The 24180-nt window shown below is 70.0% G+C and carries 20 protein-coding genes and 1 pseudogene; 17 read left to right on the forward strand and 4 right to left on the reverse strand.

From position 1 onward, the window contains the following. Window positions 1-29: 29 nt before the first annotated feature. Complete coding sequence (locus ACFQ4H_RS18955; RefSeq protein ID WP_377572321.1) at window positions 30-1562, reverse strand: serine hydrolase domain-containing protein; 1533 nt, start codon at window positions 1560-1562, stop codon at window positions 30-32. A 225-nt stretch (window positions 1563-1787) separates the two neighbouring features. Here ACFQ4H_RS18955 and ACFQ4H_RS18960 point away from each other — a divergent pair. Then, window positions 1788-2831: pseudogene (locus ACFQ4H_RS18960) on the forward strand (acyltransferase family protein); the annotation flags it as partial. An 87-nt stretch (window positions 2832-2918) separates the two neighbouring features. On the opposite strand, the gene ACFQ4H_RS18965 reads toward ACFQ4H_RS18960, so the two are convergent. Beyond that, window positions 2919-3890 carry a helix-turn-helix transcriptional regulator gene (locus ACFQ4H_RS18965; RefSeq protein ID WP_377572322.1) on the reverse strand — a complete coding sequence of 324 codons (972 nt, stop codon included), beginning with the start codon at window positions 3888-3890 and terminating at the stop codon, window positions 2919-2921. Window positions 3891-3953: 63 nt separating this feature from the next. On the opposite strand from ACFQ4H_RS18965, the gene ACFQ4H_RS18970 reads away from it, so the two are divergent. Next, on the forward strand, window positions 3954-5069 hold the full coding sequence (locus ACFQ4H_RS18970; RefSeq protein WP_377572323.1) for an epoxide hydrolase family protein: 1116 nt from the start codon (window positions 3954-3956) through the stop codon (window positions 5067-5069). Window positions 5070-5130: 61 nt separating this feature from the next. Here the strand turns inward: ACFQ4H_RS18970 and ACFQ4H_RS18975 are convergent, their stop codons facing one another. Further along, window positions 5131-6009, reverse strand: a complete 879-nt coding sequence (locus tag ACFQ4H_RS18975; RefSeq protein ID WP_377572324.1) for a CPBP family intramembrane glutamic endopeptidase — start codon at window positions 6007-6009, stop codon at window positions 5131-5133. A gap of 210 nt (window positions 6010-6219) precedes the next feature. On the opposite strand from ACFQ4H_RS18975, the gene ACFQ4H_RS18980 reads away from it, so the two are divergent. Then, entirely contained in the window at window positions 6220-7077 is an 858-nt protein-coding gene (locus tag ACFQ4H_RS18980) for a CPBP family intramembrane glutamic endopeptidase (protein ID WP_377572325.1), read from the forward strand. An 11-nt stretch (window positions 7078-7088) separates the two neighbouring features. Here the strand turns inward: ACFQ4H_RS18980 and ACFQ4H_RS18985 are convergent, their stop codons facing one another. Continuing rightward, window positions 7089-8069 (reverse strand): GlxA family transcriptional regulator, encoded by a 981-nt coding sequence (locus ACFQ4H_RS18985; protein WP_377572326.1) that lies wholly within the window; start codon window positions 8067-8069, stop codon window positions 7089-7091. A 97-nt stretch (window positions 8070-8166) separates the two neighbouring features. Between ACFQ4H_RS18985 and ACFQ4H_RS18990 the strand changes: the two genes are divergently transcribed. The 14 genes from ACFQ4H_RS18990 (at window position 8167) to ACFQ4H_RS19055 (ending at window position 24049) form a co-directional block, all read left to right on the forward strand. Beyond that, window positions 8167-8610 (forward strand): hypothetical protein, encoded by a 444-nt coding sequence (locus ACFQ4H_RS18990; RefSeq protein ID WP_377572327.1) that lies wholly within the window; start codon window positions 8167-8169, stop codon window positions 8608-8610. A gap of 154 nt (window positions 8611-8764) precedes the next feature. Further along, window positions 8765-9349, forward strand: coding sequence for a TetR/AcrR family transcriptional regulator (locus ACFQ4H_RS18995; protein WP_377572328.1), 585 nt, complete (start codon window positions 8765-8767; stop codon window positions 9347-9349). A 342-nt stretch (window positions 9350-9691) separates the two neighbouring features. Further along, a complete protein-coding gene (locus tag ACFQ4H_RS19000) occupies window positions 9692-10819 on the forward strand; it encodes a zinc-binding dehydrogenase (protein WP_377572329.1) in 1128 nt (375 codons plus the stop codon). Window positions 10820-10879: 60 nt separating this feature from the next. Further along, window positions 10880-12262 carry an ABC transporter substrate-binding protein gene (locus ACFQ4H_RS19005; RefSeq protein WP_377572330.1) on the forward strand — a complete coding sequence of 461 codons (1383 nt, stop codon included), beginning with the start codon at window positions 10880-10882 and terminating at the stop codon, window positions 12260-12262. 14 nt (window positions 12263-12276) lie between these two features. Further along, entirely contained in the window at window positions 12277-13245 is a 969-nt protein-coding gene (locus ACFQ4H_RS19010) for a carbohydrate ABC transporter permease (protein WP_377572331.1), read from the forward strand. Then, window positions 13239-14111 (forward strand): carbohydrate ABC transporter permease, encoded by an 873-nt coding sequence (locus tag ACFQ4H_RS19015; RefSeq protein ID WP_377572332.1) that lies wholly within the window; start codon window positions 13239-13241, stop codon window positions 14109-14111. Before ACFQ4H_RS19010 ends, ACFQ4H_RS19015 begins: the two co-directional genes overlap by 7 nt. 34 nt (window positions 14112-14145) lie before the next feature. Further along, entirely contained in the window at window positions 14146-15309 is a 1164-nt protein-coding gene (locus ACFQ4H_RS19020; protein ID WP_377572333.1) for a mandelate racemase/muconate lactonizing enzyme family protein, read from the forward strand. Window positions 15310-15319: 10 nt separating this feature from the next. Continuing rightward, window positions 15320-16012 carry a GntR family transcriptional regulator gene (locus ACFQ4H_RS19025; RefSeq protein ID WP_377572334.1) on the forward strand — a complete coding sequence of 231 codons (693 nt, stop codon included), beginning with the start codon at window positions 15320-15322 and terminating at the stop codon, window positions 16010-16012. After that, complete coding sequence (locus ACFQ4H_RS19030) at window positions 16009-17460, forward strand: NAD-dependent succinate-semialdehyde dehydrogenase (RefSeq protein ID WP_377572335.1); 1452 nt, start codon at window positions 16009-16011, stop codon at window positions 17458-17460. Before ACFQ4H_RS19025 ends, ACFQ4H_RS19030 begins: the two co-directional genes overlap by 4 nt. Beyond that, complete coding sequence (locus tag ACFQ4H_RS19035; protein ID WP_377572336.1) at window positions 17453-18457, forward strand: DUF2804 domain-containing protein; 1005 nt, start codon at window positions 17453-17455, stop codon at window positions 18455-18457. The genes ACFQ4H_RS19030 and ACFQ4H_RS19035 overlap by 8 nt, the downstream gene beginning before the upstream one ends. Before the next feature lie 52 nt (window positions 18458-18509). Next, window positions 18510-20162: a glycerol-3-phosphate dehydrogenase/oxidase gene (locus ACFQ4H_RS19040; protein WP_377572337.1), complete on the forward strand. Its 1653-nt coding sequence runs from the start codon at window positions 18510-18512 to the stop codon at window positions 20160-20162. After that, a complete protein-coding gene (gene glpK / locus ACFQ4H_RS19045; RefSeq protein ID WP_377572338.1) occupies window positions 20162-21643 on the forward strand; it encodes a glycerol kinase GlpK in 1482 nt (493 codons plus the stop codon). Before ACFQ4H_RS19040 ends, glpK begins: the two co-directional genes overlap by 1 nt. Window positions 21644-21716: 73 nt before the next feature. Continuing rightward, the gene (locus ACFQ4H_RS19050) at window positions 21717-22883 is read left to right on the forward strand and encodes a CaiB/BaiF CoA transferase family protein (RefSeq protein ID WP_377572339.1); all 1167 of its coding nucleotides are present in this window, start codon (window positions 21717-21719) and stop codon (window positions 22881-22883) included. Continuing rightward, entirely contained in the window at window positions 22883-24049 is a 1167-nt protein-coding gene (locus ACFQ4H_RS19055) for an acyl-CoA dehydrogenase family protein (protein WP_377572340.1), read from the forward strand. Before ACFQ4H_RS19050 ends, ACFQ4H_RS19055 begins: the two co-directional genes overlap by 1 nt. Window positions 24050-24180 lie beyond the last annotated feature (131 nt).

Below are 24180 nucleotides of genomic sequence, written 5' to 3' on the forward strand. Positions count from 1 at the left end.
GCTATCACGTCGAGTTGAGCGTGTAAGACTCAAGTTCTGGCCGTAGCCCGATGTTCCTCGATGCGATCCACGTCACAGTCGACCCGGCCGACCTGCGCCCTGCGTAGCCGTACGACCGCAGCGGCCCGGGCCGCCGTCACGCTCACCCCCATCAGGGATGCCACCACCAACCACACGGTCAACGCGACCGAGTAGTGCAGGAGTTGGAAGTGGGTCAGGTCCCGGCCACCGGCGAAGAGCAGGCCCAGCAGGGTCGGCATCGCGATCAGGAAGGCGAACGGGACGAACCGGGGCAGCAGCCGTAGGGCAGAACGCCAGACCGGACGGTCCGCCAGCCGCCGCGCCCAGACCGGCACCCGCCGCAGCGTCCGGATCCCCAGGGCGAGGCTGAGCAGCGTCAGACCGCCGAGTACGACATCGATCATCAGGCGGATCGGCGCCCCGGCCGAAGGCGTACCGCCCTGCACGATCGTCGCCAGGCCGTTCACGAGTTCGTTGGTGCCCTCGTTGCCCAGGCCGATGCCGCTGTTGGTCATCACCGCGATGCCGTGACCGGAGGGCAGCAGCAGTTGGCCCGCGGTGTGGGTGAACCAGATTCCGCTGTGCCGGACCCGGCCACCAGCCTCGGTGTCCCAGCCCAGCCCGTAGGTCCACCTCGGATCCGACGAGGTGTGCATCGTCCTGACGCTCTCCGCCGTCACCAGTTGCTCGCCCGTAGCCGACCTTCCACCGTTGGCGTGCACGATCAGCCACCGAGCCATGTCCTCGGCAGTGGTGATCAGCCCGTCCGACCCGTTGACGAAGCGGTTCGGCTCCCTGGTCGGAATCGACGCCCCGTACGCGTAGACATGGCCCTTCTCCAGGTTGGCCGGCAGGTCGCCCGGGGCCCTGTCGACCGTGACGCTCGCCCGCATCCCCGCCGGTTCCAGGACGTGCCGGCGCAGGTAGTCGCCGAACGGCTCACCGGCGACAACCTCCACCAGGCGGGCCGCGATGTGATAGTTCGTGTTTGTGTAGTAGTGCTTCGTCCCCGGATCGACCGCCAGCCTCGCGGTACGCGCCCGGCTGACCGCCCCCGCCAGGGAGTCCGGCTGCGGCAGACTCTTCTCCGGATGCGTGCCGTCGGTCAGCCCAGACGTCTGGTTCAACAACTGCCGTACGGTGATCCGCTCACCGCGCGGATCGGCGATCCGGAACTCCGGTAGGTAGTCGCGCACCGGCGCGTCGAGGGCCACCTTCTTCGCCTCGACCAGTTGCAGCACCGCCAGCGCCGTGAACGACTTGCTGACCGACGCCACCGGCATCGGCGTGGTCGCCGTGATCGCGGCCCCCGACGGGTCGTGACCGTAGCCGGCCGTCAGCAACACCTTGTCGCCGCTGGTGATGGCGATCGCCACGCCGGGATATGCGGCCCGCTCCGCGTACTCGGTGACGTATCGCTCGACCGCGGCTGGATCGATCCCACTCGTCTCGGCGTACGCCGCAGCGGGCATCGCGACCGTACCGACCACCGACGCCGACGCCGCCAAGGCGGCGAGCGTGGCAACGAATTTCCTGCTCATCGAGTTGCTCCCAAACCGGTCGGCCAGATGCGTACCACGCTAGGAAGCCCGGAGCAGCGGGGCAGGCCCCGATCGTCAGCAGTCGCCCCAACTTTCGTCGGTAACCACCAGCCTGCCCTCCCCCTAGGGGTGGGGTAGGCCCCACCAGCGATTGGCCGGTGAGCGGGATCGTTCCTGGCCACCGAAATTCCTACCGTCGGTGACATGCCGAGTTGGGAGGGCCGGATGGACCGGGACAGGGTGGTGGACGGACTACGAGCGCTGGCGATCCTCGGTGTCGTCGGCGGGCACTGGCTGGTCGGGGCGCTGGTCGCCGACCCGACCGGCGCGCTTCGGATCGACAGCCCGATGCGCTATCTGTCCTGGCTCCAGCCGGCGACCTGGGTGTTGCAGATGCTCGGCATCTTCTTCCTGGTGGGCGGCTACTCGTGCGCCCGCAGCCTGACCCGGGCCCGGCAGCGTGGCCAGTCGGACCGGGACTGGGTGGGCGTACGGATGCGCCGGCTGGGCACGCCGGTGCTCGTCGGGGCCGGCCTCCTGGCCGTACTGCTGGGGCTCGCGGCGCTCGGCGGGGTGCCCGGCGGCACGCTGCGTACCCTGGTGGTGCTCTTCTTCCAACCGCTGTGGTTCATCGCCGTCTACGCGGTGATCACCATGCTCACGCCGTACCTGATGCGGCTGGACCAGCGGTACGGCGTCCGCGCGGCACTGGCCGCCGTCGGCGCGGTCGCCCTGGTGGATCTGGTGCGGTACGGCCCCGGCCAGGACCTGGTGCCCGGCTGGTTCGGGTACCTGACCACGCTGCCGGCCTGGGGCTTCGCCTACCTGCTCGGCATCGCCTGGGCACACGGCCGGCTCGGCCGGCGTGCCGCCTGGTCGATGCTGGCCGGCGGTGTCGCCCTGTTCGCGTTCCTGCTGGTCGTGGCCCGCTATCCGATCAGCATCGTCAGCGTGCCGGGCAGCGACCGGTCCAACTCCAACCCGCCGTCGCTGCTGGTGCCGGCGCTGGCGCTGGCCCAGATCGGGGCCGCGCTGCTGCTGCGGGACCGGTTCGAGCGGCTGCTGCGCCGCCCCACCCCGTGGGCGGTCGTCACCGCGCTCAACGTGAGCGCGATGAGCATCTTCTGCTGGCACAACACCGCGCTGGTGGTGGTGGCCGAGGCCAGCCGCCGGGTGGGCTCGCTTCCCGGGATGGGTGACGCGCCGACGAGTGGCAACTGGGTGCTGGCCCGGCTCGGCTGGTTCCCGGTGCTGGCCGCCACGCTGGCCGCCCTGGTGCTCGCGGTCCGCCGGTTCGAGCAGACCGGCACACGTCGCCCACGGCCGGTCGGGCGGCCGGTCGGCGACCAGCGGACGCTACCGGTCGGCGTCGGGGGTGGACCGGGCGTAGCGCGCGGTCAGGGCCCGCAGGTACGCGACGAGTTCCGGCGGCTCGGTGACGTCGAAGTCGAGGTCGAGCAGACCGAGGTGCACCGCGAGGTTGTCCAACCGGTCCGCGCCGGTGTGTAGGACGCAGGTGTGCTCGTCCACCGCCTCCACCACGCCGACGGCAGGGTTAATCCGGCCGGTCACCACCTCGGCGGGGGCGTGCACCACGACCCGCGACCGGTAACGCCAGGCGGCGGCCGAAGCACCCCGGGCGACGTAGGCGGCGGCACCACCCTCGGGCGGATCGCGGGGTGGGAAGCGGGGGCCGGTGGGCGTACGCGGTTGGATCCGGTCCACCCGGAAGGTACGCCAGTCCTGGCGGTCGACGTCCCAGGCGACGAGGTACCAGCGGCGTCCCCAGGACACCAACCGGTACGGCTCGACGGCCCGGACCGCCGCCGACCCGTCGTGTGCGCGGTAGTCGAACCGGAGCCGTTCCCGGTCCCGGCAGGCCGTCGCGAGCACGGTCAGTACGGCCGGGTCCACCACCGGGCCCGGCCGGTCCGCCGGCACCGGTTCGGTGTACGTCTGCACCGCGTTGACCCGGTGTCGTAGCCGTACCGGCAGCACCTGTTCGAGCTTGGCGAGCGCGCGTACCGACGTCTCCTCGATGCCGGCGATGGTGCCACCGGCCGCCGTACGCAACCCGACCGCCACCGCCACCGCCTCCTCGTCGTCGAGCAGCAGTGGCGGCATCGCGGTGCCGGCACCCAACCGGTATCCACCGTCGGTGCCCCGGGTCGCGTTCACCGGATAGCCGAGGTCGCGTAGCCGGTCGACGTCCCGGCGTACGGTCCGTTCGCTCACGTTCAGCCGTTCGGCGAGGGCTGCACCGGGCCAGTCCCGCCGGGCCTGCAACAACGACAGCAGGCGCAGCAGCCGCGCCGAGGTCTCCAACATGTTTTTCAGTCTGCCAGGACTTCAGGACAGAACCTGTCCGGAAGGGTCCGTAGTGTTCCTGTCATGAGCGCAAACACCGAGATCAAGCCGTTCCGCATCGACGTTCCGCAGGCCGACCTCGACGACCTGCACCGCCGGCTCGACGACACCCGTTGGCCGGACGAGATCCCCGGCGTCGGCTGGGACTACGGCGTCCCGGTGGATTACGTCAAGAAGCTGGCCGACTACTGGCGCACCGGGTACGACTGGCGGGCCTGGGAGGCGAAGCTCAACCAGTACCCGCAGTTCACCACCGAGATCGACGGGCAGAACATCCACTTCCTGCACGTCCGCTCCACCCACGAGAACGCCCTGCCGCTGATCCTCACCCACGGCTGGCCGGGCTCGGTCGTGGAATATCTGAACGTCATCGAGCCGCTCACCAACCCGGCCGACGGGAAGCAGGCGTTCCACCTGGTGATCCCGTCCCTGCCCGGCTTCGGTTTCTCCGGCCCGACGAAGGAACGGGGCTGGAACCGGTACCGCACCGCCAAGGCGTGGGCGGAGCTGATGCGTCGACTCGGCTACGACCGGTACGGCGCGGTCGGCAACGACGGTGGCTCGATGGTCTCCCCCGAGGTGGGCCGGGTCGACCCCGAGCACGTCGTCGGTGTGCACGTCACGCAGATCTACTCGTTCCCCTCCGGCGACCCGGCCGAGTTCGAGAAGATCACCCCGGAGGAGCAGGAAGGGCTGAAGGTGCTCCAGTGGTTCTACGAGAACAAGATGTCGTTCAACATCCTGCACTCGCAGCAGCCGCAGACCCTGTCGTACGCGATCTTCGACTCGCCGGTCGGGCTGCTCGGCTGGAACTCGCAACTCTTCGGCGACGACCCTGACATCGACGCCGACTTCGTCCTGACCAACACGATGCTCTACTGGCTGACCGGCACCGCCACCTCGGCCACCCGGTTCTACTACGAGGACGCCAAGGCCGAGGCCCCGAAGGAGCCGACGACGGTCCCGCTCGGCCTGACCATGTTCGCCGGTGACTTCGTCTCCATGCGCACCTTCGCCGAGCGCGACCACAAGAACATCACACACTGGAACTCGTACGACCGGGGTGGCCACTACGCCGCGCACATCGTGCCGGACGCGCTCTCCACCGACCTGCGTACCTTCTACGGCGGACTGCGCTGACCGATGTTGCTCCGGTGGAGCCGGCCCCGCGATCGCGGGGCCGGCTCCACCGGCCGGTTCGCTACTTTCCCGCCATTTCGAACTGCTTGTCGTGCCCGATCCGATCGTCGACGGTCTGGATGCGGCCAGCCTGCCGGGTGAGCTTTCCAGTGACCAACAGCCAGAGGCAGATCGCCGCCATCGGCACCGTCGGAAGCAGGATCAGGCCGATCTCGTCGACCTTTCCGCCGGCCAGCAGCATTCCGGTGAGCATCGCGAGGACCATGTTGTTTCCGGCGTGCGCCAGACTCGGCACCCAGATGCTGTCGCTGCGCAGCCGCAGCCAGGCCAGGATCATTTCCTGGCACAGGAACGAAACGGTCCAGACCAGCAACCCGAGCGGTACGTTGTCGAACTCGATGTAGCCGAGAAACGCCAGCGGATAGTGCCAGACCGCCCAGATCAGCCCGGTCACCGTCACCGACAGCAGGGGTCGGTCCACGAAAATGCGTAGCCGAAGATAGCTGGTCCAGCCGAACTCTTCACCCCAGTAGAAGGGGGTAAGCAGGAGCACCCCGGCCATCAGCGCAACCAGGGCGACCCAGCCGGGCAGACCCGGCACCAGCTCGTCCAGAGCGGACAGATCCCTGTCCCACAGTCCCAGCGCCCCCGCCAGCCCGATCGTCAGTGCGACCAGCAACAGCGGGCCGAGCCAGGCCAACAGGTAGAAGGGCCAACTCCGCTTCAGGCGCAGGGCGAGGCCGGCATCGCCGAACCCCTCCCGGGTGACCCAACGGCGTACGACCACCGCCGCGATGGCGGGTGCGAAGGCAAAGGGAAGCTGTACCAGCGCATTGACCAACGACCAGTCGAAGACCAGTCGGGCGAGGAGCAGATAGGACCAGGCACCACCGAAGGAGATCGCCAGGAATACCGATAGTCCCTTTTTCTGTGAGGTCACGGCCGTACCTCATGGTTGAGCTGATTCACCCGACCAGGACACCAGTCGGCCCGCCCCTCGGGCACTACCCGCAGTACCCGAACCGGGGTATGGCTGGGCCTACCGTCATGGAACAGGCGCTGCAACCTTTGTCACATCCATCGAAGTAGGTATCCCCGAATCAGTCTCGGCGCGGAGGAACGGCGCTGATCCGACTGCCAGGCTCGGATGATGCGATCACGAATGGTGTTCGGCGTCGGCCTGCTGATCTTCGGTACGGCGTTGGCCGCGCTGCTGGTCTCCGGCCGGACCGAGATCCGTACCTCGGCCGATGCCGAGTCCCCGCCGACCGCGCTGGTCACCGTACTGCTGCCGATCGTGGTCGCGATGGTGCTGATCCGGCTGGTCCCGCCCCGCCTGCCGGCGCTGCCTCCGCTGACACAGCCGGACCGGCCGGCGCTGGTCCGGCAGGGCTGGGCGCTGACCGTGATCGCGGTCGTGTTCGCGCTGCTCGTACTCGTCGTCGACCTCGGCGACTGGTACGGCCTGGTGAAGGTGGCACTGCTGCTGGGCGGCTCGTGGCTGGCCCTGCGGATCTGGCGGGCACCGTCGACCGGGGCCGCCGCCCAGCGCGCGGCGATGCCCCGGTGGGCGTACTGGCTGGGGCCGGTCCCCGCCATCCTGGCCTGGGGCTACCTGCTCTACTACAGCCCGCTGGCCGGGGATCGGGACATGTCCGGCTACGAGCAGTACGACACCGGAATCCTGGTCGCCGCCATGGTGATCACCTTCCTGACGGCGAGCGTGGCCGAGGAGATCTTCTACCGGGTGCTGCTCCAGACCCGCCTGGAGGCGCTCCTCGGCCGGTGGCCCGCGATCATGGCCACCGCGCTGCTGTTCACCGCCATGCACCTGTCCCGGATCGGCGACGGTCCGCACTGGGAGGTGCTGGCCACGATCACCGTCTGGAACGGTGGGTTCGGGCTGTTCGTCGGCTACCTCTGGGCCCGGTACCGCAACGTCTGGGCCCTGATCGTGGTGCACGGCGCGGTCAACTCGTTGGCTCTGATCCCGGTCCTGCTCCACTGACCAGCCGACGATCAGGCACCCGACCGGCCCGACGTACGCGACATGCTGGCCCGGTAGCGGGTCGGTGAGGTGCCGTAGTGGTCGGCGAAGGCCTGCCGCAGGGATTCGGTCGTACCGAAGCCACACCGTTTCGCCACCGCGGCCACCGGCAGCGTGGTGCTGCTGAGCAACTGCGCGGCTGCGGCCACCCTGGTGGCACGGACGAACTGGCCGGGTGTCTGCCCGATGTCGGTTACGAACAGCCTGGTGAGATGCCGTGCGCTCACCGAGAGCCGGCGGCCCAGCGTGTTCGTGGTCAGGTCCGCGTCCAGGTTTCCGGCCACATGGTCGACGGTGCTCCGGACCAGGCTGGTACGCGGGGCGGGCGCCGCGGTGAACATGCTCATCTGGGCCTGGTTGCCCGGACGCTGTAGGTAGGTCACCAGGACGCGGGCCACCCAGCGGGCCAGTTCGGCCCCGTGGTCCTCCTCGATGAGCGACAGGGTCAGGTCCAGGGCACTGGTCACCCCGGCGGCGGTGGCGACCACCCCGTCCCGGATGAAGATCGGTGCGGGGTCGACGACGACCTGTGGAAACTGCGCCGCGAGGCGCGCCGCGTAGTGCCAGTGGGTGGTCGCGCGACGGCCGTCGAGCAGCCCGGCGGCGGCGAGGACGGTCGCCCCGGTACAGAGGGAGGCCACCCGTCGGCTCTCCCGCGCCAACCGGCGTACGTGTCCGACCAGGCGCTCGTCGGCTGCGGAGCACTCGTGGCCGGTACCGCCCGAGACGACGAGAGTGTCGATCGGCCCCCTGACCCGCTCCAGCGTCTCCTGGGCTGCGAGGACCAGCCCCGAGTCGCAGGTGATCGGCCGCCCACCCGGGGTCGCCAGCCGCACCTGGTACGGCGGATCGGCACCCAGCCGGTTCGCACCCGCAAAGGTCGACGTTACGCAGGCGATGTCCAACAGTTCGGCGGCGTCGTATCCGACAACCACCACCCGACGGTCAGTCATCGATCAATATTAGTCCAGCAGACAGGGTTCGCAGGTTTCCGGACATGGCTGGGCAGCAGCGTTGGGTTTCGTACCTCCTGGATGGACCGTGAGTGGCATGACCACTACCGCCAATTCGGTTTCCCCTGACAAGACAACGTCCCGTCCCTGGCTGCGGCACCTGCTCGTCTCGGTCGCCGCGATCGGCGCCGTACTGATCATCGGGCTGCCGCCCTGGGGCGACAGCCCGCCTATGGGCTGGATCTTCCTGTTCTTGGCGGGCGTCTACGTCGTCATGGCCCTGATCCGCCGGCAGCGGATCGGCCTACAGCTCATCGGCCTCGCGATCTTCGGACCGATCGCGGTCATCAGCGCGTACTGGCAGTCCGACGTGGTGATCTGGCTGGCGGGTGCGGCGTGGTTCGGGCACGGGGTGTGGGACGTCGTGCACTACCGGGCCAACCAGGTGGTCGCCCGCTGGTACTCGGAGTGGTGCACGATCGTCGACCTGATCCTGGGCATCCTCATCCTCGGGTACGCGGCCACCCGGCTGGGTGGTTGATCGATTCCGCCCCACCGCCGACCTCCACGGGTGGCCCGGCGGTGGGGCGGCACCCGGTCGCTACGGTGGGGGTGGTCCACGACGACGACGCGGACCACCGGGCCGCCGGGCGACATGGTCGACAGCGGTCCGGCCGACCAGTGGAGGAGGGTCCGTGCCGCGCATCAGCGCCCCGACCGTCGCGCAGCATCGCGCCGCGCAGCGCCGGGCCCTGCTGGACGCCGCCCGGGCGATCCTCGCCGAGAGTGCCGAGAACATCGGCCAGCCGCCCGGCCTCGCCGCTGTCGCAGCCCGCGCCGGGCTGGCCCGCTCGTCGATCTACCAGTACTTCCGGTCGCGCCAGGATCTGCTCCGCGCGCTCATCGAGGACGTCTTCCCCAGTTGGTCGAGTCGGGTCACCGAGGCGATGGCAGCTACCGCCAGCCCGGGTGAGCAGGTCCTGGCCTACGTCGACACGAACCTCGTCCTGGTCGCCGAGGGCGAGCATGCGATATTCCGCGCCCTGGCCGCCATCGCCCCCAGTGAGGAACTGGACACCAGCAGCCGGATCATGCACGAGCAGTTGCTCACCCCGGTTGTCGAGGCACTCACCGAACTGGGCGCATCCGATCCGGCCACCCTCGCAGAAATGATCAACGCGGTCGTCTACTCCGCATCGCGGATGATCGAATCCGGCGCCGACCAGGCCACGATCCGGGCGCAGGCCCGGGAGTTGCTCGGCCCGTACCTGATGCGCTGAAGCGGGTGCACGCTCCACCCGCGCAGATCGCCACCCGCACCGCCTGACTTCCCGCGCCACCGGACTTCCCGCACCGCTCGGACCTCCCGCGCCGCATGGCCTCCCCGCGCCGCCCACCCTTCGTACACATGTTCCATCCACAGGCTGTGGATGACCGCTCCCGGCACCGACACGCGATGCGGACCGTACCCGGATGCGGTCGCCCAGCCACCCTGACCTGCGTCGATACCGGATGAACAGGTTCGGGACCCGGTCTGGACAGTTTGTTGCCGGCGCGTTACGGTCTCCACATTCTATGGAATCCAGAATGTAGAACTGGAGCGAGAGACGGAGGCGATGGTGATGACATCCTCACGCGCGGCAGTCGTCACCGGCCCCGACGGACCGGTAGAAATCCGTGAATACCCGGTACCCAACCCCGGACCGGGCGAGGCGGCCATCCGCGTCGAACTGTGCGGCATCTGTGGCACCGACGCCCATGTCTTCCACGGCCGTTTGCCGAGCATCACCTTCCCGGCCCTGCTGGGACACGAGATCGTCGGCACCATCACCGCCCTGGGCCCCGGCCTGGACCGGGACTTCGCCGGACGGCCGGTCGCGGTCGGCGACCGGATCGGCGTGTTCCCGGCGACCAGCTGCGGCACCTGCTACGAGTGCGTGGTGCTGCGCCGCCCCGGCCAGTGCCGGCAGAAACCCCAGTCGTACGGCTTCAAGTCGCCGGTCGACGTCGGGCCGCCGCTGACCGGCGGATTCGCCGAATACCTGCACCTGGCCAACCCCGGAACCGTCTTCTACCGCACCGAACTCCCGCCCGAGGTGGCGATCCTGGCCGAACCGATGTCGGTGGCCCTGCACGGGCTGCACCGGGCCAACATCGGGCTCGGTGCCACCGTGGTGGTGCAGGGCGTGGGGGCGATCGGTCTGATGGTCGTCGCCGCCGCCCGGGCCGCCGGGGCCGCCCGGGTGGTCGCCGTCGACGGCAACGCCAGCCGGCTCGCCCTGGCGGCGGAACTGGGTGCCGACGCGGTGGTCGACATCGGCACCCTCGACCCCGGCGCACCCCGACACGCGGCCGTACGCGACGCGCTCGGCGGAACCGGGGCCAGCGCCGTCATCGGATGCAGCGGCTCCCCGGCCGGGTTCGCCGAGGCGATCGGCTACGTCGCCGACGGCGGCACCCTCGCCGAACTCGGCAACTTCACCGACCGGGGGCCGACGGCGTTCAACCCGTACACGGACCTGGTCCGGCGGGACATCACCATCGCCGGCGTCTACGGCGCCGGACCGGAAATGCAGGCGCGTTACCTGCGCGCCCTGGAGATCCTCGGACGGGGCGGCCCGCCCTTCGCCCGGGTGGTCTCGCACCGCGTCCCGCTCCGGGACGTGGAGCTGGCACTGCGCTCACTCAGTACGGGCTATCAGCTGAACGGGAGCGATGTCGTGAAGATCGCCATCGACCCGTCCCGGTAGGCGACGGCCCAGGCAACACCCATCCCCCAGTGAAAAACATTCCCTTGAGAGGGGTTACCTGTGCGTAGCCTTCCCCGCGCCACGCGCGGCACGACCCGCAGAGCGGTTCTGGCGGGCGGCCTGGCCGCCACCGTCGCGCTCTCCCTGGCCGCCTGCGGCTCCGGCGACGACGGTGAGGTCACCGGCGGCGGTGTGGGTACCGCCGAGAAGCCGGTCTCCATTCGGATGATCGCCAACGACGCGTTCGCGCGTCAGTGGCAGGAACAGATGGTGCCGGAGTTCAACAAGCTCTACCCCCACATCAAGGTCACCATCGACGGCGTCCCGTACGGCGACCTGCTGGCCAAGGAGATGCTGGAGCTGACCGCTCCGGACCCGACGTACGACCTGATCGTGGCCGACGACCCGTGGATCCCGCAGCTGGCGAAGACCGGCGGACTGGCGGACCTCAAGGGTGACCTGGGCAAGTACACCAAGTCCGACTACGACTGGGACGACTTCAACACCGGACCGCTGGCCGCAGGTGAGTGGAAGGGCAAGCAGTACGGTGTGCCGCTGCGCTCCAACGTGCTGCTGATGTTCTACAACAAGACGCTCTACTCGAAGGCCGGCCTGGCCGAGCCGACCCCGGCGCTGACCTGGCAGCAGTACCTGGAGCAGGCGCCGAAGCTGGTGCAGGACACCAACGGCGACGGCAAGCCCGACGCCTGGGCGGTGGGCACCTACTGGACCAAGGACCCGCTGACCCCGACGATCTGGCAGACCATCCTCAACAGCAACGGTGGTCAGCTGCTCGACGAGAACAACAAGCCGGCGTTCAACACCCCGGAGGGCGTCGCCGCCCTGCAGACCCACATCGACCTGCTCAAGTACGCCCCGCCCGGTGCGGCCACCTACCAGTTCAACGAGCCGCTGGAGGCGTTCCGGCAGGGCAAGACGGCCACCATGTTCATGTGGGGCAGCGTCTACAAGGGCACCGCGATCGACCCGAAGACCACCACCCTCAAGCCGGAGGAGGTCGGCATCCAGGTGATGCCGGTCGGTACGGCCAGCGCTGGCGCCCACCGGGGCATGTGGACCGGTGCGGTGGCGAAGAAGAGCAAGCAGGCCGAGGCGTCCTGGGCCCTGTTGCAGTGGCTCTCCTCCAAGGAGGGCGAGAAGTGGCACGCCAACACCCTGGGTGTCTTCCCGGCGCGTAAGTCGACCCTCTCCTCCACCCCGGAGCAGGCCTGGCTGACCCCGGTCTTCAAGGCCATCGCCGACGGCTACGTCGCGATCGACAAGGGCAAGATGTGGCGGCCGAAGCTCCCCGAGTCCGACGCCATCCAGCAGATCCTGGCGACCCAGCACAGCCTGGCGGTGTCCGGTCAGGTCACTGCGGCCCAGGCGTTGAAGAACGCCGAGGACGAGGTCAACAAGTTGCTGAAGTCCAAGGGCTACTGAGCGCGGAGCATCAGGTGTCTACCAAGACTGAGACGGGAGCGGTGGGGAGCGCGGTCGCGCCCCCCGCCGCCCCGGCGGACGCATCCCTCCGGCGGCGGCCGTTGCGCCAGCGTCTACAGGACATCGGCAGCCGGTGGCTGTTCCTCGCCCCCGCGCTGGTCATCCTCGTCGCGGTGCTGGCCTACCCGCTCTTCTACACGATCCAGATCAGCTTCTCGGAGCTGGACCTGGCCACGTTCACCCCGGCCGAGAACGTCGGCTGGCTCAACTACCGGACGGTCCTCGAGGACCCCGGGTTCCTCAACTCGCTGAAGGTCACCGGCGTCTACCTGGCGCTGGCGCTGCCGTTGCAGATGGTCCTCGGCTTCGGCATCGCGTTCCTGCTCAACGTCGAGTGGCGGGGGCGGGGCGTACTGCGGGCGCTCTTCCTGATCCCGATGGTGGTCGTACCGGTGGTCGCCGGTGGCGTCTGGAAGATGCTGCTCGACCCGATGTGGGGCTTCGTCAACTACCTGCTCGGTCTGGTCGGCATCGAGCCGATCAACTGGCTGGCCGACCCCACCCTGGCGATGATCAGCCTGGTGCTGATCGACACCTGGCGGTGGACGCCGTTCGTGGTCCTGATCGCCTCCGCCGGCATCATGTCGCTGCCCGGTGACGTGTTCGAGGCGGCCCGGGTCGACGGTGCCGGTTGGTTCGCCACCCTGCGCAAGGTGACCCTGCCGCTGCTGGCCCCGGTCATCCTCGCCGCGTTCATCGTGCGCTGGCTCGGTGCGGTGAAGATGTTCGACATCGCGCTGGCCGCCACCAAGGGCGGGCCGGGGCAGGCGACCGACGTGGTCAACCTCTACATCTACGAGAAGGCGTTCCGTGGCCTGGAGTTCGGCACGGCCTCGTCGATGGCGACATTGGTGCTGGCCATCACCATGCTGCTGACCTTCCTGTTCCTGCGTCTCAACCGTTTTCTGGAGAAGCGATGGTGACCACGACGGCGGGCGTCCCCGCCACCCGTGGCCGGTCCCGGCACGGCCGGCTCGGGCGCGGTCTGCGCATCGGCGGTTCGCTCCTCGCGACGCTGGTGTTCCTGTTCCCGGTGCTCTGGATGATCAGCACCTCGTTCAAGCTGCCCCGGGACATCTTCGCCAGTCCGCCACGCTGGTTCAGCACCGTCACCTGGGAGAACTACACCAGCTACTTCACCCAGGCCGACATCGGCCCGCGGATGATCAACACGATCATCGTGGCGGTCGGCGCGGGTCTGCTGTCCATCGTCGCCGGCGCGATGGCCGGTTACGCGCTGGCCCGGCTACCGATCCGGGGAGCCGGGCTGATCGGTGGGCTGATCCTCGCCTCGCGGGGTGTGCCGCCGATCGCCCTGGCCGTACCGATGTTCCTGGTGGCCCGCCGGTTCGACCTCACCGACCAGCACATCACGCTGATTCTCGCGTACTGCACCTTCCTCATCCCGTACGTGATGTGGCTGATGCGCTCGTTCTTCATGGCTCTGCCCAAGGAGCTGGAGGAGTCGGCGATGTTGGACGGCGCGTCCCGGCTCGGCGCGTTCTTCCGGATCATCGTGCCCTGCACGCTGCCCGGCCTGATCTCGACGCTGATCTTCAGCATCATCCTGGCCTGGGAGGAACTGCTGTTCGCACTGGTCCTGACGAACCGCGACGCGGCGACGATCCCGGTGGCCATCGCCGGTATGGCGGCCGACACCGAACAGGGAGCGATGTGGGGTCCGCTGACCGCGGTCGGCACCCTGACCGTCATCCCGGTCGTGGTGTTCGCGCTGTTCGTACAGAAGTGGCTGATCAAGGGACTGGCGGAGGGCGCGACCAAGGGCTGACGCCCACGGTCGGGTCAGAGAAAGTGGCGCAACGATGAAGATTCGGGATGTCCGTGCCTCGCTGATCGAGATCCCCTACCCACGGCCGTTCGTACCGTCGTGGGCACCGGAAGGCGCGCACCGCACGATGGCGGCGGTGATCGTGGAGGTGGAGACCGACGCCGGCGTGGTCGGCGTGTCCGGCGGCGACATGGGGCACGGTTCCGGACCGCTGTTGCTCCGTACGATCCGGGACGTGATCCGGCCGCTGCTGGTCGGACAGGACCTGTTCGCCACCGAGCACATCGCGAACCGGCTGCGTTACGTGGCCCAGTACTTCTTCCCCCGGCCGTGGGTGGTCGGCGTCGCGGTCTGGGACGCGGTGGGCAAGGCCTGCGGTCGGCCCCTCTACCAGCTGTGGGGCGGGGCCAACGACGAGCTGCGCGCCTACGCCAGCTTCGGTGAGGTACGCGATCCCGCGCAGCGGGTCGACGACGCGCTGGCGGCGGTCGCGGCCGGATTCCGGGGCATCAAGCTGCGGATCCACTCGGCCACGATGGCCGAGGACCTGCGGCAGGTGGCCGCCGTACGGGAGGCGGTCGGTCCGGACGTCATGCTGGCGGTCGACGCCAACCAGGCGGCCTCCCGGTGGCGTTACGCCCCGGACGGCAGTCGACTGATCTGGTCGTACGAGCGGGCGCTGGCCACCGCCAGGGAACTGTCCGATTTGGACGTGGCCTGGCTGGAGGAACCGCTGCCCCGGCACGACTACACGGCGCTGCGCCGGTTGACCGCCGCGTCGCCGGTGCCGATCTCCGGTGCCGAGCACAACCGGGGCATCGCCGAACTCGTACGTCTACTGGAAGATGATTGTTTCGACATCTACCAGCCCGACGCCAACGAGAGCGAGGAGATCCATGCGCTGCGACAGTTCGGCGCGATGGTCGCCGCGCGGCAACGGCGGTTCATCCCGCATGCGTGGGCGACCGGGCTGGGTGTCGCCGGCAACCTCCAGCTCTGCGCCTCACTGGCCTCCTGTGAGTGGCTGGAGTACCCGTACGACCCGCCGGTCATCGTGCCGGAGGTCTTCCAGGTGATGCTGGCCGAGCCGCTGCTGCCCGACCCGGCCACCGGTGCCGTACGGCTGCCGACCGGGCCCGGCCTCGGCGTCACCCTGGACCGGGCGGCGATCGACCAGCTGACCGTGCAGCGAGTGTGAGGGGGAACCGGTGACCACCGATACCTTCCAGATGAAGTCCGACATCGCCATCAGTCACATCAAGCGGCTGATCATGTCGGGTGAGGCACCACCCGGCAGCCGGATCGTCGCCCGGGTCGTCTCCGAGGCGCTGGGCATCAGCGAGACCCCGGTCCGGGAGGCGATCAAGTCGCTGGTCGCCGACGAGTGGCTGGTGCTGCGCCCGCACGTCGGCGCGGTGGTGGCCAGCGTCGGGCTGGACAACATCCAGGAGATATACGGCATCCGGGGCGCCCTCGGCGGCCTCGCCATCGAACTGGGTGGCACGGCGTACACACCGGAGCGGATCGCCGAGATCGACGCGGTACTGCGCGAGTGCGAGCCGGTGGTGGCCGAGCGGGACGTCGACGCATTCTCCAAGCTCAACCGGCGGTTCCACGCGCTGCTCTCGGACACTCCACAGACCACGGTGATCAACCGGATGCTGACCTCGCTCTGGTCGCGTACCGAGGGGGCCAAGTACGGCTTCCGCTTCGTGCCCTGGCGACTGCCCGAGTCGCACGCCGAGCACGTCGCGATCCGGGACGCGATCGTCGCCGGGGACTTCGCCCTCGCCGCGCGCCTCGTCCGGGAACACGAGCAGGCCGGAATGGACGCCCTGCTACAGGGCCTACAGAACCAGAGTGAGCCGCGGCCGGCCGGCCGCCGACAGGAGACCGTATGAGTGACGTTGGACTGGCCTACATCGACGGCGCGTGGTGCGAGCCGGCCGGTGGCACGGTGTTCGAGGTACGGGAGCCGGCCACCGGTGCCGTACTCGGCACGGTCGTGGACGCCGGCCCCGCCGAGGCGAAGGCGGCGGTGGACGCGGCGGCCCGGGCGCTGCCGCAGTGGCGGGCACTGCCCGCACACCTGCGGGCCGAGAAGCTGCGGGCGGTGGCGGCGGTGCTGACCCGCCGGGCCGACGAGATCGCCGAGACGATGACCCGGGAGCAGGGCAAGCCGCTGGCCGAGGCCCGGGCCGAGGTGCTCTCCGGGGCCGAGCACATGCTGTGGTCGGCGGAGGAGACCCGTCGGTTGTACGGCGAGACCGTGCCGGCCGGCACCGAGAGTTCGCGGATCTGGCTGCTGCCGGAGCCGGTGGGCGTGGTCGCCGCCATCACCCCGTGGAACTTCCCGCTGTCCATGGTGACCCGCAAGCTGGGGCCGGCGCTGGCTGCCGGTTGCACGGTGGTGCTCAAGCCGTCCGAGCTAACGCCGTACTCGGCGTTGGCCGTGGCACAGGCCTGTGCCGAGGCGGGTCTGCCGGCGGGCGTGGTGAACATCGTGCCGACCACCCGGCCGGCCGAGGTCACCGAGGTATTCATGAGTAAGCCGGAGGTCCGCAAGGTCTCCTTCACCGGCTCCACCCGGGTCGGCAAGCTGCTGATCGCGGCCAGCGCGCCGGACGTCAAGCGGATGTCGGTCGAGCTGGGTGGGCACGCGCCGGTGCTGGTCTTCGCCGACGCCGACCTGGAGAAGGCGGCGGCGGGCGTGGCCCGGGCCAAGTTCTACAACGCCGGGCAGGCCTGCACCTCGCCGAACCGGATCTACGTCCACTCGTCGGTGGCCGGGGAGTTCACCCGGTTGCTGGCCGCCCGTACGGCCGAGTTGCCGGTCGGCAACGGGCTGGCCGACGGGACCCGGATCGGCCCGCTGATCAACACGGCGGCCGTCGACAAGGTGGCCGAACACGTCGCCGACGCCCTCGACCGGGGCGCGAAGGTGCTGACCGGCGGTGACCGGCCCAGCGGTGGGGCGTACGCCGGGGGCAGCTTCCACACCCCGACCGTGCTGTCCGGCGTCACCGACGACATGGTGATCAGCAACGACGAGACGTTCGGTCCGGTCGCACCGGTGCTCACCTTCGAGTCCGACGAGGAGGCCCTGACCCGGGCCAACAGCACCTCGTACGGCCTGGCCTCCTACCTGTGGAGCCGGGACCTGGCCCGGGTGATCCGCTCGGCGGAGGCGCTGCGTTTCGGCATGGTCTCGGTCAACGGTGGCACCTTCGCGCCGCCGCAGGGGCCGTTCGGCGGGATCAAGGGCAGTGGGTACGGCCGCGAGGGTGGCCACCACGGTGTCGAGCACTACCTCGACTACAAGTATCTGGCGGTGGAACTCGGTGACTGAATATCTGACCCACGAACGGGAGATCACCAGTCGGGTGGACCTGTGTCTGCCCGACGGTCGACTCAATCCGGAGGCGGTCGGCTGGACCCGTCAGCCGCTGCACCGGGCGAACCTGCGTGGCTGGGGCCGGAACAAGCGGTTCGAGTACTGGTGTGTGACCACCCCGACCCACCTGGTCGCGGTGAACGTCTCGCACGCCGACTACCGGGTCACCTACGCCGCGTTCTTCCTGGACTTCGCCACCGGCCAGGAGATCCAGATCGCCGAGCGTTCGCTGCTGCCGATCGGTACGCCGATGCCGACGACCTCCGGCGAGGGCGGGGTACGGGCCCGGGGCCGGCAGATCGCGCTCGGTTTCGACGAGACGCCCTCCGGCACCCGGCTGCGCGCCCGGTCGGCACGGCTCTCGGTCGACCTGCTGGTGGACCGGCCCGAGGGACACGAGTCGCTGGGTGTGGTGGTGCCGTGGAACGAGCGGCAGTTCCAGTACACCCGCAAGGACAACTGTCTGCGGGCGCAGGGCCGGGTGGTGGCCGACGGTCAGGCGTACGAGTTCGATCCGGACACCGCGTACGCCACGTTGGACCACGGGCGTGGCCGGTGGCCGTACTCGATCGTCTGGAACTGGGGTGCGGCCAGTGGTCGGTGCCACGGCCGGGAGGTCGGCCTCCAGATCGGCGGCAAGTGGACCGTGGGCACCGGGATGACCGAGAACGCGATCCGGGTGGACGGCCGAATCCACAAGATCGGTGAAGAGCTGACCTGGTACTACGACTCGCACGACTGGCTGGCGCCCTGGCGGGTGGTGGGCCAGCGGGTCGACCTGACCTTCACCCCGTTCCACGACCGCGCCGCGCACAGCAGCTGGCTGGTGGTGGAGAGCGACGAGCACCAGGTCTTCGGGCACTACTCCGGACACGTGGTGACTGACGAAGGCGAGCGGATCCCGGTCGACGGGCTGCTCGGCTGGGCCGAGGAGGTCCGGCGCCGATGGTGACGCCGAGCTTTACCGGCAGACAGATTCTATATTCTGCGGAAAGGACTTGGACGTGGACAGCGGAATGATCGACGCCGCTCGGCGGGCCGCGACGCTGGCGGCACTGGACGACCAAACGTACGACCTGCTCATCGTCGGTGGCGGGATCACCGGCACCGGTGCGGCCCTGGACGCGGCGTCCCGGGGTCTGCGGGTGGCCCTGATCGAAGCCGGCGACCTCGGCGGCGGCACCTCCAGCCGCTCCAGCCGACTGCTCCACGGCGGCGTGCGCTACCTGGAGCAGCTCGAATTCGGGCTGGTCCGCGAAGCGCTGCGGGAACGGGGACTGCTCGGCGGCCGACTGGCCCCGCACCTGGTCCGCCGGCTGCCGTTCGTCCTCCCGCTGACCCACCGGGTGTGGGAGCGGGCGTACATCGGCGCCGGGCTCAGCCTCTACGACGGCATGGGACAGATTCCCGGCAGCCGGGCCGAGCGGGTCTTCCGCATGCACCGGCACCTCAGCCGGCGCGGCCTCGCCCGAGTCATGCCCGCCCTGCGGGCCGAGATGACCACCGGCGCTCTCGAGTACGACGACGGCCAGGTCGACGACGCGCGACTCACCCTCGCCGTCGCCCGTACCGCCGCCCGCGAGGGCGCGGTGATCGCCACCCGGGTCCGCGCGGTCGGCTACACCACCCGGGGCAACACGGCCGAGGTCACCGTCCGCGACGAACTGACCGGCACCGAGAGCACCGTACGGGCCCGACAGGTGCTGGCCGCCTCCGGTGTCTGGACCGACGAGGTACAGCGGCTCGTCGGCCGGGAGGTGCTCCGGGTACGCGCCTCCAAGGGCGTGCACCTGGTCGTGCCGAAGTCGGCGCTGCGGGTCGACCGGGCGGTGATCACCCGTACCGAGCGCAGCGTGCTGTTCATCATCCCGGTCGGCTCGACCGTGCTGGTCGGCACCACCGACACGCCGTACTCGGGCGACCTGCGGAACGTGACCGCCGACGGCGACGACATCACCTTCCTGCTGAACCAGGTCAACCAGTGGCTGCGCCGGCCGCTGGAACGGGCCGACGTGGTCGGCGTCTACGCCGGTCTGCGCCCGCTGGTCGACAAGGCCGGCACCGCCGACACCGCCAAACTCAGCCGGGAACACGTCGTGGCGAAGATCGACGACCAGTGCCTGGCCATCGCCGGCGGCAAGCTCACCACGTACCGGGTGATGGCCAAGGACGCGGTGGACGCGGTCGTGGAGCGGCTCGGCGGCGGCTACCCGCCGTCCTGCACCGAACGGTTGCCGCTGGTGGGTGCCGACGGATTCCAGGCCCTCTGGAACCGGCGCGGACACCTCGCCCGCGCCCACGGCCTGCCCGCCGGCACCATCGACGACCTGCTGCGCCGGCACGGCACGGCGGTCACCGAGGTCCTGGCCAGCGCCGACGAGTCGGACCTGCGTCCGGTCGCCGGAGCCGGCGGCCTACTGCGGGCCGAGGTCAGCTACGCGGTACGGCACGAGGGCGCGCTGGCCGTCGAGGACGTACTGCTGCGGCGCAGCCACGCCGGCCTGGAGACGGTCGACGGGGCGGCCGACGCGGCCGACGAGGTCGCCACCCTGATGGCCGGCGCGCTCGGCCGGGACCACGACTGGATCGAGCAGGAAGCGGCCCGCTACCGCCGAGTCACCGGCTCCAACCGGGCTGCGCTGATCGGGGCCATCTGATGGCCGTACTCGCCATCGACGCCGGCACCACCGGGGTCACCGCGGTCGTCGTCGACCCGGACGGCACGGTCGTGGCCCGGGGATACCAGGAGTTCCCGCAACTCTTCCCCCGGCCCGGCTGGGTCGAGCACGACCCGGACAGCATCTGGGACGCGGTACGGGCGGCGAGCGCTTCGGCGCTCGCCGCCGCCCCGACGACGCCGACCTGCATCGGGATCACCAACCAGCGGGAGACCGTGGTCCTCTGGGACCGGCAGACGCTGGCCGCCCCCCGGCCGGCGATCGTCTGGCAGGACCGCCGTTCGGCGCAACTCTGCGAACGGCTCCGGGCCGACGGCCACGAGTCGTTGATCACCACCCGGACCGGGCTGCGGCTGGACCCGTACTTCTCCGCGACCAAGCTCGCCTGGCTGGCCGCCGAGGAGCCGGCGACCTGGGCCGACGTACGGGCCGGTCGGACCGTGGTCGGTACGGTCGACAGCTACCTCGCCGCCCGGCTCACCGGTGGGCGGGTACACGTCACCGACCCGTCGAACGCATCCCGCACCCTGCTCTTCGACCTGGCCGAGGGGGACTGGTCGGAGGAACTGTGCGCGTTGTTCGACGTACCCCGGTCCGCGCTGCCGGAGATTGTCCCCACCAACGCGGTGATCGGCCGTACCGACCCGGAGGCGTTCCTGGGCCTGGACCTGCCGGTCGCGGCGCTCGTCGGCGACCAGCAGTCCGCCCTGTTCGGGCAGACCTGCTTCACCGTCGGCAGCTCCAAGTGCACCTACGGCACCGGCTCGTTCGTGCTGGTCAACACCGGCACGAAGGCGGCCACGCCGGACGCCGGGCTGGTCGCCACGGTCGGCTGGCAGCTCGACGGTCAGCCGACCACGTACGCCCTGGAAGGCTCGATCTTCGTCACCGGTGCGGCCGTGCAGTGGCTACGGGACGGGCTCGGCATGATCCCGGCTGCGGCTGACGTCGAGCCGCTGGCCGCCAGCGTGCCGGACTCGGGCGGGCTGGTCTTCGTACCGGCCCTGACCGGGCTCGGCGCACCGGACTGGGACCCGTACGCCCGAGGGGCGATGTTCGGCCTGACCCGGGGCACCAGCCGGGCGCACGTCGCACGGGCCACCCTGGACGCGATCGCCTTCCAGGTGCGGGACGTGACCGACGCGATGGCCCGGTGCACCGGACAGCCGCTGACCGGGCTCACCGTCGACGGCGGGGCCGCCGTCAACAACCTGCTCTGCCAGTTGCAGGCCGACCAACTCGGTCTGCCGGTACGTCGGCCCACCATCACCGACACCACCGCGCTCGGCGCGGCGTACCTGGCCGGTCTGGCCACCGGGGTCTGGGGCAGCACCGACGAGATCACCAAGCGCTGGCACCTGGACCGGGAGTTCACCGCCGGGGCGGGGGCCGCCGATCGCGACAAGGCCCACCGGCGCTGGCGGCGGGCCGTCGCCGCCGTCCGAGAGTGGTCAGCATGAGCGAGCGAAGCGAGCGAATCAGCCAGCTCAGCATCACGGCTCATGACGACGCCGAGCGAAGCGAGGTGGCGGCATGAGTGCGCTGGACGGGGTGCTCGTCGCCGACTTCAGTCGGGTGCTGGCCGGGCCGTACGCCACCATGCTCCTGGCCGACCTCGGCGCGGACGTGGTCAAGGTGGAACGGCCCGGCAAGGGGGACGACACCCGGGCCTGGGGGCCGCCGTACGACGCCGACGGCACCGCCACCTACTACCTGGCGGTCAACCGCAACAAGCGGTCGATCGCACTGGACCTGACCGACCCGGCCGACCTGGCCACCGCCCGCGAGCTGGCGCACCGGGCGGACGTGATCGTGCAGAACTTCCGCCCCGGCACGATGGAACGCTACGGCCTCGGCTACGCCGACATCGCCGCTGTCAACCCGGGCGCGGTCTACTGCTCGGTCACCGGATTCGGTTCCGGTGCGGGTGCCGACCGACCCGGGTACGACCTGCTCGTCCAGGCCGTCGGCGGGCTGATGAGCGTCACCGGGGCGCAGCCGGGTGAGCCGGTCAAGGCCGGGGTCGCCGTGGTCGACGTGATCACCGGGCTGCACGCCACGATCGGCATCCTGGCCGCGCTCCGGCACCGGGACGCCACCGGCGAGGGCCAGCACGTCGAGGTCAGCCTGCTGTCGTCGTTGCTGTCCGCGCTGGTCAACCAGGCTTCCGGGTACGTCTCGGCGGGCGTGGTCCCGGGCATCCTGGGCAACGCGCATCCGAGCGTCGTGCCGTACCAGTTGCTGCCCACCGCCGACCGGCCGCTGGCGGTGGCGGTCGGCACCGACGCGCAGTTCGCCGCGCTCTGCGGCGTACTCGGCATCCCGTCCGTGGCTGGGGAGCCACGCTATCTGACCAACGCCGACCGGGTACGTCACCGCGAGGCGCTGATCGCCACCCTGTGTGAACGGACGGCGTTGCGGCCCGCCGACGAACTGGCCGCCGCGCTCAGCGCCGTCGGCGTGCCGTGTGGACCGGTCAACGACCTGGCCGGTGCGTTCAGGCTCGCCACCGACCTGGGGCTGGCACCGGTAGTGGAGATCGACGAGCCGGACCGGGATCAGCCGGCCCGGCAGGTGGCCAACCCGATCAGCCTCTCCGGCACACCACCCCGATACGACCGGCCGCCACCCCGGCTCGGCCAGCACACCGACGACGTACGCGCCTGGCTCACCGCCACTTCCTCCCAGGAGAGCAACTGATGACCGACCCGTTGGAACTCGCCGCGATCGACACCCTCCTCACCGAGGAGGAGCGCGACATCCGGGACACCGTTCGTAAGTTCGCGGCCGAGCAGATCCGGCCGCACATCGCCGAATGGTTCGCCGCCGGTGAACTGCCCGCCCGGGAACTGGCCCGGGAGTGCGGCAAGCTCGGCCTGCTCGGCATGCACCTGGAGGGCTACGGCTGTGCCGGCACCGGCGCGGTCGCCTACGGGCTGGCCTGCTTCGAGCTGGAGTCGGCCGACTCGGGCGTACGCAGCCTGGTGTCGGTGCAGGGCTCGCTGGCCATGTACGCCATCCGGACCTTCGGCAGCGAGGAGCAGCGCCAGCGGTGGCTGCCGGCGATGGCGGCCGGTGAGGCGATCGGCTGCTTCGGGCTGACCGAGCCGGACGCCGGCTCCGACCCGGGTGCGATGCGGACCTCGGCCCGCCGCGACGGGGGCGACTGGATCCTCAACGGCGAGAAGATGTGGATCACCAACGCGGCGATCGCCGACGTGGCGGTGGTGTGGGCCCGTACCGACGAGGGCATCCGGGGCTTCGTCGTACCGATGGACACCCCGGGGGTGAGCACCCTGCCGGTGGGGCACAAGCTGTCGCTGCGGGCCTCGGTCACCTCGGCCCTGGTCCTCCAGGACGTACGCCTGCCCGGCGACGCCATCATGCCGGAGGCGATCGGCCTGCGGGCCCCGCTGAAGTGTCTCGGTGAGGCCCGGCTCGGCATCGTCTTCGGCTCGCTCGGCGCCGGCTACGACTGCCTGCGGGCCGCGATCGACTACGCCGGCAGCCGCGAGGCCTTCGGTCGGCCGATCTCCGGCTTCCAGCTCACCCAGGAGAAGCTGACCGAGATGACCCGGGGCCTGGTCAACGGCATGCTGCTGGCCGTCCACGTGGGACGGCTGCGGGAGGCCGGAAGGGCGACGCCGGCACAGGTCAGCCTGGCGAAGCTGAACAACTGCGAGACGGCGATCAGCATCGCCCGTATGGCCCGGACGATCCTCGGTGCGAACGGCGTGACCCTGGAGTACCCGGTGCTGCGGCACGCCAACAACCTGGAGGCGGTGCTCACCTACGAGGGCACCAGCGAGGTGCACAAGCTGGTGGTCGGCCAGGCGCTGACCGGCCAGGCCGCCTTCCGGGGATAGTCCGAGCGATGGCGCTCAGCCGTACCTACGCCCGTCGTACGGCTGAGCGCCATCGACCGACTTGCGCTGTGAGCGAACCCCCGTGGCTCTGCCATCGATCGATGACTTGAATGGCGGAATCGGCTATTGGG

Origin of the sequence: Micromonospora sonneratiae (genome assembly GCF_042679305.1) — a bacterium.
Taxonomy (GTDB): Bacteria; Actinomycetota; Actinomycetes; order Mycobacteriales; family Micromonosporaceae; genus Micromonospora_H; species Micromonospora_H sonneratiae.

Excerpts from the sequence above, each read along its gene's own strand:
- ACFQ4H_RS18955 (WP_377572321.1), bottom strand. The coding sequence starts at position 1,562 with ATGAGCAGGAAATTCGTTGCCACGCTCGCCGCCTTGGCGGCGTCGGCG.
- ACFQ4H_RS18965 (WP_377572322.1), bottom strand. The coding sequence starts at position 3,890 with ATGTTGGAGACCTCGGCGCGGCTGCTGCGCCTGCTGTCGTTGTTGCAG.
- ACFQ4H_RS18970 (WP_377572323.1), top strand. The coding sequence starts at position 3,954 with ATGAGCGCAAACACCGAGATCAAGCCGTTCCGCATCGACGTTCCGCAG.
- ACFQ4H_RS18980 (WP_377572325.1), top strand. The coding sequence starts at position 6,220 with ATGCGATCACGAATGGTGTTCGGCGTCGGCCTGCTGATCTTCGGTACG.
- ACFQ4H_RS18985 (WP_377572326.1), bottom strand. The coding sequence starts at position 8,069 with ATGACTGACCGTCGGGTGGTGGTTGTCGGATACGACGCCGCCGAACTG.
- ACFQ4H_RS18990 (WP_377572327.1), top strand. The coding sequence starts at position 8,167 with ATGACCACTACCGCCAATTCGGTTTCCCCTGACAAGACAACGTCCCGT.
- ACFQ4H_RS19000 (WP_377572329.1), top strand. The coding sequence starts at position 9,692 with ATGACATCCTCACGCGCGGCAGTCGTCACCGGCCCCGACGGACCGGTA.
- ACFQ4H_RS19015 (WP_377572332.1), top strand. The coding sequence starts at position 13,239 with ATGGTGACCACGACGGCGGGCGTCCCCGCCACCCGTGGCCGGTCCCGG.
- ACFQ4H_RS19020 (WP_377572333.1), top strand. The coding sequence starts at position 14,146 with ATGAAGATTCGGGATGTCCGTGCCTCGCTGATCGAGATCCCCTACCCA.
- ACFQ4H_RS19030 (WP_377572335.1), top strand. The coding sequence starts at position 16,009 with ATGAGTGACGTTGGACTGGCCTACATCGACGGCGCGTGGTGCGAGCCG.
- glpK (WP_377572338.1), top strand. The coding sequence starts at position 20,162 with ATGGCCGTACTCGCCATCGACGCCGGCACCACCGGGGTCACCGCGGTC.
- ACFQ4H_RS19050 (WP_377572339.1), top strand. The coding sequence starts at position 21,717 with ATGAGTGCGCTGGACGGGGTGCTCGTCGCCGACTTCAGTCGGGTGCTG.
- ACFQ4H_RS19055 (WP_377572340.1), top strand. The coding sequence starts at position 22,883 with ATGACCGACCCGTTGGAACTCGCCGCGATCGACACCCTCCTCACCGAG.